At 44.5% G+C, this 13,128-nt stretch carries 7 protein-coding genes; 3 read left to right on the top strand and 4 right to left on the bottom strand.

Going from position 1 to position 13,128, the window contains the following annotated elements; genetic code table 11:
• Positions 1-213 precede the first annotated feature (213 nt).
• Positions 214-1,896 (top strand): aspartate:alanine antiporter, encoded by a 1,683-nt coding sequence (locus tag HRQ85_RS17295; RefSeq protein WP_017060395.1) that lies wholly within the window; start codon positions 214-216, stop codon positions 1,894-1,896.
• Between the two features lie 240 nt (positions 1,897-2,136).
• On the opposite strand, the gene fabV is transcribed toward HRQ85_RS17295, so the two are convergent.
• The 4 genes from fabV to HRQ85_RS17275 all read right to left on the bottom strand — a co-directional run bounded on the left by fabV (position 2,137) and on the right by HRQ85_RS17275 (position 10,770).
• The gene (gene fabV / locus HRQ85_RS17290; protein WP_029405477.1) at positions 2,137-3,339 is read right to left on the bottom strand and encodes an enoyl-ACP reductase FabV; all 1,203 of its coding nucleotides are present in this window, start codon (positions 3,337-3,339) and stop codon (positions 2,137-2,139) included.
• Positions 3,340-3,548: 209 nt separating this feature from the next.
• The gene (locus tag HRQ85_RS17285) at positions 3,549-5,831 is read right to left on the bottom strand and encodes an acyl-CoA dehydrogenase (protein ID WP_048609220.1); all 2,283 of its coding nucleotides are present in this window, start codon (positions 5,829-5,831) and stop codon (positions 3,549-3,551) included.
• 55 nt (positions 5,832-5,886) lie between these two features.
• Positions 5,887-6,516, bottom strand: a complete 630-nt coding sequence (locus HRQ85_RS17280; RefSeq protein ID WP_017065403.1) for a TetR/AcrR family transcriptional regulator — start codon at positions 6,514-6,516, stop codon at positions 5,887-5,889.
• A 444-nt stretch (positions 6,517-6,960) separates the two neighbouring features.
• Positions 6,961-10,770 carry a VCBS domain-containing protein gene (locus HRQ85_RS17275; RefSeq protein WP_172380219.1) on the bottom strand — a complete coding sequence of 1,270 codons (3,810 nt, stop codon included), beginning with the start codon at positions 10,768-10,770 and terminating at the stop codon, positions 6,961-6,963.
• 301 nt (positions 10,771-11,071) lie between these two features.
• Here HRQ85_RS17275 and HRQ85_RS17270 point away from each other — a divergent pair, with 301 nt between their 5' ends.
• Together HRQ85_RS17270 and HRQ85_RS17265 are read left to right on the top strand one after the other, a co-directional pair.
• Positions 11,072-12,379: a TolC family outer membrane protein gene (locus HRQ85_RS17270; protein WP_048617517.1), complete on the top strand. Its 1,308-nt coding sequence runs from the start codon at positions 11,072-11,074 to the stop codon at positions 12,377-12,379.
• A complete protein-coding gene (locus HRQ85_RS17265) occupies positions 12,379-12,990 on the top strand; it encodes an OmpA family protein (protein WP_048617519.1) in 612 nt (203 codons plus the stop codon). Before HRQ85_RS17270 ends, HRQ85_RS17265 begins: the two co-directional genes overlap by 1 nt.
• The last annotated feature ends 138 nt before the right edge of the window (positions 12,991-13,128 follow it).

Here is a 13,128-nt window from a genome sequence, read left to right as displayed (position 1 = left end):
TAAACAGCTGACCCATTTAGGCGTTAGACTGTACGATTTATAGAAAGCCCGCTCACTGTAGCGGGCTTTTTTTATGACCAGTTTTCATACGGAATAAGAATAAGGTCAAAATCAAGTAAATTAGCAAAATATTGCTTATAATTTATTTATATTTAGATACAATTCACATCTCAAACTTACCCTGTGTTCCACGCCAATTATTGAGCGACCACCGTGAATATCGACGTTGTTTTTCTGTTAGAACAAAACCCCATTCTCCTCATCTTTGTTGTTTTATCGATTGGATTAGCCATTGGTAAAATTCGTTTCGGTAGCCTCCAACTTGGTAATTCAATCGGTGTTTTGATTACTTCCCTTATTATGGGACATCTTGGCTTTTCTTTTAATGCAGATGCGCTCACCATTGGTTTCATGCTGTTCATCTACTGTGTTGGCATTGAAGCTGGACCAAACTTCTTCGGTATCTTCTTCAGAGACGGTAAGCACTATCTCATTCTGAGCCTTGTGGTTCTCTCTACCGCAATTGCTTTAACCTATTTCAGTAGTCATTACCTTGGCCTCGGGTTTGGTTTATCCGCAGGCATGATGGCGGGGGCCTTAACAGCAACGCCGATATTGGTAGGTGCTCAAGATGCTCTGAATTCTGGGCTTGCAGAATTACCAAGAAATATGGATTTGAGCCTGATTATCGAAAACCTATCAGTGGGTTACGCTATGGCTTACTTGGTTGGCTTAATCAGTATGATTATGTTTGCCCGCTTGATTCCAAAGCTTCAAAAAGTGAACCTACACGACTCGGCAGAGCAAATCGCCCAAGAACGTGGTTTAGGCGCTTCAGGTCAGCGTAAGGTTTACCTACCCATTATTCGTGCTTATCGAGTGGGCCCAGAGCTTATCTCTTGGACTGACGGCAAGAACCTGCGTGAACTGGGCATCTATCGTCAAACAGGCTGTTACATCGAGCGTATTCGACGTAATGGTATTCTTGCCCACCCAGATGGTGATGCGATTCTGCAAGAAGGCGATGAGATCGCATTGGTTGGTTTCCCAGATAGCCACGCTCGTCTAGACCCAAGCTTCCGCAACGGTAAAGAGGTTTTCGACCGTAACCTTCTCGATCTGCGTATCGTGGAAGAAGAGATCGTCGTTAAAAGTGACAGCATTGCAGGTAAGCGTCTTTCAGACTTGAACCTGTCTGAATACGGCTGTTTCCTTAACCGCGTAGTGCGTGCTCAAATAGAGATGCCGATGGACTTAAACATTGTGCTTTCTAAAGGTGACGTACTGCAAGTGAGTGGCGAAAAGAGTCGTGTGCACGGCCTAGCAGAGAAAATTGGTTTCATCTCAATCCACAGCCAAATGGCGGATTTGATGGCCTTCTGTAGCTTCTTCATTTTGGGTATTTTGTTTGGTTTGATCACCATGACATTCGGTCAGGTGTCGTTCGGGCTAGGTAACGCAGTTGGCCTGCTTCTATCGGGAATCATGCTTGGTTTCCTACGAGCGAACCACCCTACTTTCGGTTATGTACCTCAAGGAGCGCTGAACATGGTCAAAGACCTCGGTTTGATGTTCTTTATGGTCGGTATCGGATTGAGCGCCGGTGGTAAGATATTTGAGCACTTAACCCAAGTTGGCCCTCAGGTAATCGGTATCGCTCTGGTGGTCAGTGTCTTGCCAGTATTCTTCGCTTACTTGGTTGGCGCCTACGTATTGAAGATGAACCGAGCTTTGTTGTTTGGTGCGATCATCGGCGCGCGAACTTGCGCTCCTGCGATGGACATCGTTAATGACCACGCTCGCTCAACCATTCCAGCTCTGGGTTACGCAGGCACTTACGCGATAGCCAATATATTGATGACCTTAGCAGGTACTTTCATCATCATCATTAGCTAGCATCTGCGGCTTTAAAAGCAGCCAAGCTTAGATATTTCAAATGCACTAATTCATCTTTGTATTAGTGCATTTTTTATGACTTCTTTTCTCTCACTTATTCTTAGAGATCATCGAACCTCGAATCCCATATCTGCTCTTAAATCACTTCGCATCCCGCCACTCGAATCCTGTATCTGCTTTTTAAGACAAAAAAATAGGCGCTCAATGAGCGCCTATTTCGTTTTGATTCGATTGTTTGAATTAGATGTCAGCTACATCAAACTCAACAGCAGGGTTAACCTCAGCTTCGTAATCAACACCTTCAACACCGAAACCGAATAGCTTCAAGAACTCTTCTTTGTACTCTACGTAGTCAGTCAGTTCTTTTAGGTTCTCAGTTGTGATTTGAGGCCATAGGTTACGACAGTGATCTTGAATGTCTTCGCGAAGTTCTAGGTCATCTAGACGTAGACGGTTCACTTCATCCACTTCTGCTGCGCTGCCGTCTTCTTTGTATAGACGTTGGCTGAACATACGGAAGATCTGTTCCATACAACCTTCGTGAATACCTTCTTCACGCATCTTCTTGAACACCATAGCGATGTAAAGAGGCATTACAGGAATAGCAGAGCTTGCTTGAGTCACAACAGACTTAAGAACAGCAACGTTTGCAGTACCGCCAGTTTGGCCTAGTTTCTCGTTAAGCGCTGACGCTGCACGGTCTAGATCCATCTTAGCTTTACCTAGCGCGCCATCCCAGTAGATTGGCCACGTTAGCTCAGTACCGATGTAGCTGTAAGCAACAGTTTTACAACCGTCAGCTAGAACACCCGCTTCAGATAAAGCGTTGATCCAAAGTTCCCAATCTTCACCGCCCATTACAGTAACAGTGTCTTTGATCTCTTCTTCAGATGCAGGCTCAACACTTGCTTCGATGATCATGTCTTTGTTGGTATCAACAGCCGTTGATGTGTACGTTTCACCGATAGGTTTTAGAGCTGAACGAATCACTTCGCCAGTCTCTGGCATTTTACGCACTGGAGACGCCAGTGAGTACACAACCATATCGATTTGGCCTAGATCTTCTTTGATCAGGTCAATCGTTTTCTGTTTCGCTTCGTTAGAGAAAGCATCGCCGTTCAGGCTTTTTGAATACAGGCCTTCTTCTTTAGCTAGCTTGTCGAACGCTGCTGAGTTGTAAAAACCAGCTGTGCCCGGCTTTTTCTCAGTACCGGCTTTCTCAAAGAAAACACCGATAGTTGAAGCGCCGCCACCAAATGCAGCCGCAATACGTGAAGACAAGCCATAGCCACTTGAAGAGCCAACAACTAGTACACGTTTAGGTGCGTTTGCGATTGGGCCTTGAGCTTTTGTGTAAGCAATTTGTTCTTTTACATTAGCTTCACAACCGACTGGATGTGTTGTAGTACAGATGAATCCGCGAATTCGAGGTTTGATGATCATATTCAACTTCCTTAAAAAATCAGGTTAAGGATAAAAGTTTCGTACGCAAATGGCATCTAATTTCTGTAAAAATGTGGTGAAAATGCAAGTGGTTGGAGCACTCAGCTGATATTTGCTGACTAAGTCACCATTTGTTAACGCATCTATTGCGACTTCTACGACAAAAACAAAAAAGGCACCTAATTAGGTGCCTTTTATCGTTTCTTTATCTAAGCAACGCTATTTAGCTTAGGTTTTAACTCTTTTCGCGTCAAAGTTTCACTAAAGTCATGACTGAAGTGGTCAACTTGAATCGCAGCGTAACGCAGTTTATCGGCAGCCACAATTTGGTCGACTTCTTCTTGCGTTAGCACATCAGCAGCAAGTGCTTGAGCAAGTTTGTCTTGCAGTAAGCCTTTACGAGCCACTTTGCCCTCTTTCACTGCTTTGAAGATCTTACGCTCTAATGGCTTGATGCTGTACATCGCATTGAACGCGTTCTCCATTAGGCCAACACTGTCCTCTTCTTCCTTGCCGATGTAGCAAAGGTGAGTCAGACGTTCACGGTGTGCGCCCGGAGTCATCAAGCTTTCTGCTAGTTGCACTGTCAGGTTATCACTTGGTTTTTCGAAGTGGTTACCGACAGGGAAAACTAGACCTTTAAGTACTTTACCCACCATCTTGTTCGGGAAGTTTCTGTACGCTTCTTGTAGCGATTTAGCCGCGTTGTGGAAACAGTGTTGAACCGCGTAGTGTACGTAGTCTAGGTCAGCTTGTTGACGACCTTCGTCTTCATACTTCTTAAGCGCTGCTGACGCCATGTAAAGGTAACTTAGACCATCACCTAAACGTGCTGAGATAAGCTCTTTACGTTTCAGTTCACCACCTAGCGTTAGCATTGCGAAATCCGCACTTACAGCAAGCGCACGGCTCAAACGAGTTAAGTCTTGGTAGTAAGGCTTAGTTGGACCGCTCATGTCGGCTTTAATGAACTTAGAGCCAGTCAGTGCTGCGCCAAACGCGCCGAACGTGTTCTTAGTTGCGTGAGAGATATGCTTGAACAGCAAGCTATCAAAGTCTTTCGCACCTTGCTTCTCATCTGGATTTGCTGCCGCTTCCATTTCGCTTAACACGTATGGGTGACAACGTGTCGCACCTTGACCAAAGATCATCAGGTTACGAGTCAGGATGTTCGCACCTTCTACTGTGATAGCAACTGGAATACCTAGGTAAGGCGCAGCCAAGTAGTTCATTGGACCATCTTGAATTGCACGACCTGAGTGGATATCCATTGAATCATTCAGGATAGTACGCGCCATCTCTGTCATGTGATATTTCGCGATAGCCGTAACGATACCCGGCTTCTCTTTCATATCAAGTGAAGTAGTTGTCAGCGTTCGAGTTGCTTCTAGTAGATACGTTAAACCACCAATACGGCCTAAACTCTCTGCAACACCTTCAAATTTACCAATCGACATACCAAACTGCTTACGAACATACGCGTATGCGCCAGTTGTTCTCGCAGTTAGGTGACCCATTGCTGTACCCAGTGCTGGTAGTGAAATACCACGACCCGCAGACAGACATTCCACCAGCATACGCCAGCCTTTACCTGCGTAATCTGCGCCACCGATTAGCCATTCCATTGGGATAAACACATCGTGACCGCGTGTTGGACCATTCATGAATGCAAGACCAAGTGGGTCATGACGTTCACCAATCACAACACCTTCGTGATCTGCTGGGATAAGCGCACAAGTGATACCGATGTCTTCTTTGTCACCCAGTAGCTTTTCTGGATCGTGCAGTTTGAAAGCCAGACCAAGTACCGTCGCTACTGGTGCTAGCGTAATATAACGTTTGTTCCAGTTAAGCTTAATACCTAGTGTCTCTTTACCTTCGTGCATTCCCATACATACAGTTCCGACATCAGGGATACCACCCGCATCAGAACCTGCTTCAGGGCCTGTTAGTGCGAAACAAGGGATATCTGTACCGTCAGCAAGACGAGGTAACCAGTAGTCTTTTTGGTCTTGAGTTCCGTAGTGAGACAGCAGCTCACCAGGACCAAGAGAGTTTGGAACCATTACCGAAACCGCAGTACTGATACTGCGCGTCGCAATCTTAGTTACGATAGTTGAGTTGGCGTGTGCTGAGAATTCACGACCGCCATACTCTTTCGCAATAATTAGCGAAAAGAAACGCTCTTTACGTAAGAAGTTCCACACCTCTTCAGGAAGGTCTCGATCTTCTTTTACAATTTGATGGTCATCAAGCATAGCGAGCAAGGTTTCAAGCTCATTATCCATGAACGATTGCTCTTCTGCTGTCAGCTGAGGTTTTGGGTATTGGTGCAGCTTAGTGAAATCTGGCTTACCAGAAAACAGCTCTCCGTCCCACCACACGCTACCCGCTTCCATCGCTTCTTTCTCGGTGCTAGATAGTGGTGGTAGTACTTTTTTAAAGAGTTTAAAAGCTGGGTCACTTACCCATTTTTGTCTTAGAGAGCTCATAGTTCAGATCCTTTTGTTCACTATATTGGTTGTGAATGTTTCGCTTTTTATTGTTTTATTCTTCTGCTGACATGCCAGCGGCTAAATATGGAATAAGAATATCAACCACTGCCTTAGCATCTATCTTTCTGTCATAGTCATTCTCTGCAATTTCTACCAGAGCCTGACTTGATGCCATGGTGAATACACAAGTCCCTAGGGTGAAGTGTAATCGCCAAAATAACTGTTCTTGAGTGAGGTTCGGATTCGCTTTCATTACCGACGTCGTAAACAAAGAAAGTACTTCGCTATAACGGGTAGTAATGAACCAACGCAAGTGCCCTTGCACATCCGTATAACCTCTGCCGATGAGTAGCATGAATCGGCTGGTACCATTTGGCCTAACATCATTAAGTGCTCTTAGTGGCTGTCTCAAAGACTCAAACACGTCACTCATAGAATACGTTTCGTTCAAGTTTAAGTTCACTAATGCATCTTGCAGTGCTGGCATAAATGCTTCTAAGTAACGATTGAGTACCGCACGAACCAGAGTCTTCTTATCGCCAAAGTGATAGTTCACTGAAGCTAAGTTGACATTCGCTTTACTCGTAATCGTACGTAAAGAGGTGTCATTAAAACCGTGCTCAGCAAATAAGCCTTCAGCCACATCTAAGATTTTGTCTTTGGTTGTACTTCTTGGTGCCATTTCAATCACTCGTATTAAACAACTGTTTGAAATATACGCTTAGTACATTTATTTAACAAGCAAGCAACATCACATTTTCACAAATTGGTCGTACCAGTTAATAAAACTCAGCACTAACCGATTGAATCACTGTGTGTTTACAAAAAAAGAAAAAAATAATGAATTTTCTTGGAACTGAAATGGAAATGGAGGGTCATAAATTAGGTAGAAAACAGCGTATTTAGAAGTTTAACAGGCCGTCAAACTTGTTCTTCTCACTGCTTTTTTAATTACTGCATTTTCCTTATTAACTCCTATACTTGTATCCGCCCAAACCACGTTGGTTTGGGCTTTTTTTTGTGTGTTGTTCCGATACCTTTTCTTTAGCGGGTACTCGACACAAAAAAGCCCCCGAAATCGAGGGCTTTTCTTACGTTAAGCGTTAGAGCCTTTCACATTATCTAATTAAGCAGCATCATTTTTTATCAACTCTCCCAGCACGGCTAGGTCATTACCTAGGTCAACCGAACCACCCAGTTCAGTCGCAATCCCCTCAACAACGATAGTTTGGACATCATCCCCTCCATTGATTGGAATGGACAACGCGATATCTTCTCCGTCGACAGAGACCTCAATCGCATCAAGTAGCTCGGCCATTTGAGTCTCATCTTGAGGGTCTTCGACCAAATCATTGAGGTCAATCAGATCCCCAGAACCACCTGTATAAAGCTCGAAATCTTTAATAATATCAGTACCGTTGTCGAGCGCAGAGTCTAGCCAAGTGAAGATGTTGTCTCCGCTATCTCCAATAAGCAGATCGTTGCCTGACTCGGCATACAAAGGTTCATTACTCGCAGCACTAATAACGTTATATTGCTGCGGTTCTTCGATATCTATGGTGACCGTCTCTACCGTGCTTTCTGCACCATTAGAGTCGACCGCGACATAATCAAACTGCGGGTCTTCAGTTACCGCCTCGTTACCTTGGACATAGCGTAACTCCCAACTGCCCCCTGTCGATGACAGCTCCATCCCAACAATCGGATTGTCTGGTGAAGAATAACTAAAATCATACAGAATTTGGCTATTCCCTGTATCTCCTGGATCTTTTTGATATTGCTCCGTCTGAGTAGTGCCATCAGCAAAGCTATAGATCACTTCAACATAAACATTACTATCAGTGTTAAATGAACCACCCAACCCATCTAAACCAAAATCAACCACCTCTAATGGATTATTAGTAAAGTCGAGGACCAAGGTCTCCTGTTTGTTCATACCTCTACCATCGGTATCACCAATACCAAAACCAACATGAGATTGTTCGCCTTGATACTGCTTCAACGGTTTATTATTGTTATCTTCGATCGTTAATGTAATCGTATTACCGTTATCTAGCGTAATAAGTCTCTCTGTTGGTGAAACTTCCACCCCCCAATTATAGAAACCATCAACAAGCTCTGGCATATCCTCAGGATCGCCACTAAAGCCCATTTCAAACATTTCTCCAGGCCCAGCTACAAAACTGATATTGTTCGGAACAAACAACTCACCGTTATCAACATCAGACTGTACGATTTCTCTCGTGACGCCATTTTCATCGGTATACAAAAGGCTGCCGTTGGTTGGCAAGCTTTCGATTCGAATATTAAGTGGAATGTCGTCATGGTCATCTTCTATATCCGAGATATAATCTGGCATGCCGCCATCTTCAGAATCGAAGAGAATAGGTATAATCGCGTCCTCATCATTAACGACCGTAAAGCTGGTCGCTTCAGGTGCGTCATTGACACCATTGATTGTTATCTCGATAACATGCTCTACACCATCAATAGCGGTTACCACATATCTTTCAATAACCGTGTCATCATCATTCAAGTATTGAACCGCATCGTTATCAACGACATAACTCCATGCGCCCTCTGGAGTAATCGTTAACATACCCAAAGCAAGTGCATAAGTAGACCCTATAGGGGTAAACACACCATTAGGTTTAAAGGCGGGCATGTCACTCGTGTCGACATCAGTAATCGTTAAAGTACCTGACGCTGAAAGTTCGTTGGTATCAGGATCGACATTAACATCTTCCGTCACCTCACCCATGTCAGAATCACCTTCACCAACGGTAATCTCAGATGGATCATCGGCACCATTGATGGTAATCGTCACTTCGCTTGTGGTTCCGTCAATCGCAGTAACCGTGTAAACCTCAGTAACGAACTCATCGTCATCAAGATATTGCACATCATCGTTATCTACAACGTACGTCCATTCGCCATCATCGGTTATGGTCAACATACCTAACGCGGTATCATTGGTCGAACCTTCTGGATTAAACGTTCCGTTCGGTTCAAAGGCCGCAACATCATTGGCATCTACATCAGTAATCGTCAGTGTTCCCGTCGCCATCAAGTCATTGCTTTCAGGATCGACATCGACATCTTCTGTCACCTCGCCCATATCAGAGTCACCTTCTCCAACGGTGATCTCCGATGGATCATCGGCACCGTTGATGGTGATGGTCACTTCACTTGTGGTTCCGTCAATGGCAGTAACCGTGTAAACCTCAGTGACGAACTCATCGTCATCAAGATATTGCACATCGTCGTTGTCTACGACGTAAGTCCATGCTCCATCATCGGTTATGGTCAACATACCCAATGCGGTCTCATTGGTCGAACCTTCTGGATTAAACGTTCCGTTGGGTTCAAAAGCCGCGACATCATTGGCATCAACATCAGTGATCGTCAATGTTCCTGTCGCCATCAAGTCATTGCTTTCAGGATCGACATCGACATCTTCCGTCACTTCACCCATGTCAGAATCACCTTCACCAACAGTAATCTCAGACGGATCATCGGCACCGTTGATGGTGATGGTCACTTCACTTGTGGTTCCGTCAATCGCAGTAACTGTGTAAACCTCGGTAACGAACTCATCGTCATCAAGATATTGCACATCATCGTTGTCTACGGTGTAAGTCCATTCACCATCGTCGGTAATGGTCAACATGCCTAACGCGGTACCATTGGTTGATCCTTCAGGATTAAATACACCGTTTGATTGAAAAGCAGCGACATCGTTATCGTCGACATCGGTGATCGTTAGTGTCCCAGAAGTAATTAAGTTGTTGCTCTCTAGGTCTACATCCACATCTTCAGTCACTTCACCAGTATCTGAATCACCTTCACCTACGGTTATATCAGATGGGTCATCGGCACCGTTAATAGTGATGATCACCTCACTCGTAGTACCGTCACTTGCTGTCACAGTATAAACTTCAGTCACGAACTCATCGTCATCCAAGTACTGAACGTCATCGTTGTTAACTACGTAAGTCCAAGCACCATCAGGGGCGATGCTCAATACACCTAGCTGTGATTCGTTTGTTGAACCTACGAGGTTAAACTCACCATCAGCTGAAAAGGTAGGAGTGTCGCTGTCTACATCTGTAATCACAATCTGACCAGACGTCACTAATTGATTGGTGATTTCATCTACATCAATGTCCTCAGTCACACTGCCCGAGTCATCAGTAGCCACAGCCGCATCATCAGTACCAATTATCGTCACTGTAATGACTTGTTCGCCTCCATCGGAGGATTGTACTGTCGTCGAGTCTTGAATTTGCTCACCATCCGCAAGCTCATCAAAAGGACTGTTGGCCACGAAGGTCCAAGTACCATCTTCGTTTACAACAAAAGTACCGAGATCATTATCCCCGGCGACCTCTTTAACAATAAAGGTAACGTCTGGGTCTTCACTCGTTAAAGCGCCCCCAGTTTCAATAGGTTCATCCTGCTCAAACTCAATAACATTAGTTTCACCTGAAATAAGCGCAAAAGCGATGATATCAAAAAGAGCAAGACTTTGAGTTTCGGACAAACCTTGAGACTCAAACCCATCAGTTTCAAAATTTGTGGCAGCTTGAGTTTCGGCGCCGGTACGTTCAATCCTACCGCTGTTGGTCAAACTAGAGCCTTGCTCACCAGCTGCAGTATCAAACTCATCCCCTAATTCCGTTGGATCAAATCCTTCTTCAATAGCACGCTGAACTTGAGCGATCGCATCATCAGTATCTAGTGCATTTTGTTGGCCTTGGTTATCTACAAAACGTGCAGATACGCTTGGCACGCTCTCTTCACTAGTCCCAAAACTGATAATTACGTCACTAGCAGCTGGTTGTTCGCCCGGAGACAAACGTCTAACTTGCCCTTGAGCGTCGAGTACTACACTCCCGTTAACAAGGCCTAGTATACTAAGGTTGATATTTCCCATATCCATATTCCCACTTCTGCCCAGAACACGCCAAACGCGGAATCAATCCCACCCTGCGCTGTGGCTATTTCCTACAATAAATCTAGTAGTGGCACTATTGATAATCAACTCACTAAAAGTTGGTAAATCTGGTGCTTTTTAAATTAGTCAATGGCAATAGCGACTTACATTCAAAAAAAAACCAACAAACTTCGCATTTTTTTGCAAATGTCCTAAGCTTCGTTTAATACACTTCTCTCAATTCAACGGTAAACGTAGATTGGGAAACGGATGAGACATTGAAAGTAGAAGGAGAACTACTTTGAAATTGTTTAAATTATCCATCATGTGTTGCTTAATTAGTGCGACACCAGTCATCGCTCAAACTCTGGAACAATCTGTAGCAATTACTTTGGCAACAAATCCAGAGATAAAAAGCATCTTCAACGAATATGTGAGCGTGCGAAAACGTAACGATGCCTCAGGAGGAGCATACAAGCCAAGTATCGACCTTGACGCTGGTATTGGTTATGAAGGTATAAATCCTGCACCAAACAACGGTCCCGATACGGATCTAACACGAAAGGAAGCGACGATTTCCCTCACTCAATTGCTGTGGGATGGTTCCGCGACTCTGTACGACATTGATCGTACCGCCGCAGAAGCCGAGTCGGTTCGATTGCAATTGATTGCGGATGCCGAAGACAAAGCACTGGAGGTGACCCAAATCTATCTAGACGCAGTAAAGGCCACTGAAGTGCTGGCACTGTCTGAAAGTAACCTTTCAATACACAAAAAAATCTATAAAGACATTAAGAAACGGGCTAACTCCGGAATAGGTTCAACTGCGGATGTGTCGCAAGTTGAAGCTAGGATAGCAAAAGCTCACGGTAACTTATTGGCCGCACAGAATAATTTGATCGATACACACACCCAATTTAGACGAGTGGTTGGTCAAGAACCTTTAGGCTTGATTTACCCAAGAGCCGATATTTCTAGAATTCCTTTGTCGTTAACGGACGCCATTGTTGATGCCTTAGACAAACACCCCGTTATAAAAATTGCAGCAGCTGACGTTGATGCTGCACACTTCCAATACAAACAATCGAAAGGCGTGAACTATCCGACCTTCTCCATCGAAGCATCACAGTCATGGCGTGACGATGCAGGTGGTGATGAAGGCTCAAGTCAAGAAACACTCGCTATGTTGAGAATGCGATACAACCTCTACAACGGTGGTACAGACAGTGCTAACTCTGAAGCTGCAGCTTACCAGCTGAATAAGGCTAAAGATCTAAGAGATCGTGCGTATCGACAAGTGGAAGAAGGTCTTCGTCTCTCATGGAGTGCGCTGGACCTGACGTTACAACAAAAGAACTTCTTATCTGATCATGTTGATTCAGCTTCGGAAACCGTTATCGCATATGAAAAACAATACCGAATAGGTAAGCGTACTCTACTTGACTTGCTCAACACTGAGAACGAACTGTTTGAAGCCCGTAAAGATTACCTCGATGCGCATTACTCCGAGCAGTACGCTAAGTACCGTGTAATGAACGCAACAGGTTCTTTATTGAATGCTCTACTGGTCGATATTCCAGAAGAGTGGACAACGGCCGTGGAGTATTAATGATGAAAAGAACTTATTTATTACTTCCCGTATTAACGATGACTTTACTTGCCTGTTCGAGCCAGCAGGAAGAGGCCTATATCGAGACACCTGAAGCAGAACAGATTGCAGACCTGCAAGACGATGATAGAGATGGTGTGGTGAACGCTCGTGATATCTGTCCAGGTACGCCTGAGACATCACAAGTCGACAATGATGGTTGTGGAGAAACGATTCGTGCGGAAGAAGTCAGACAGCTAAAAATACTCTTTGCTCATGACTCATTTGAAGTGAACCCGATCTTCTCAGACCAGATCAGCACGATGGCAGAGTTTCTTGAAACCTACAAAAGTGCCTCGATTGAAATACAAGGCTATGCGAGTAAAGTGGGTTCTAACGAGTACAACTTAGACCTATCAAAGAAACGAGCAAACAATGTTCAAGACGAGTTACTGTCGAATGGTATCGAACCAGAGCGAGTGCGAATTGTCGGCTATGGTGAAGAGCGCCTAGAAAGCGATGGCGACGACCCTACTTCACACGCATTGAACCGTAAGGTAACAGCGACCGTGGTAGGGTTAAGTGAACAAATCGTCGAGGAGTGGACCATATTCACCACGCTTGAAAAATAGCGTGACATTGTCACTGTGGATTTCGATGATGTAAATATAACTATGATATAGAGCAAGAGCGAGTGTTCGAACAACAGCAGCTTAGTTATAAGATCAATAAAGCCGTGATAGGGTTGCCCATCACGGCTTTTTTGTTCT

This window comes from Vibrio sp. Vb339 (assembly GCF_902751245.1).
In the GTDB taxonomy this organism is placed as follows: Bacteria; Pseudomonadota; Gammaproteobacteria; order Enterobacterales; family Vibrionaceae; genus Vibrio; species Vibrio coralliirubri.
Note: the sequence above shows the minus strand (reverse complement) of the source record. Positions and strands in the feature narration are given on the sequence as shown.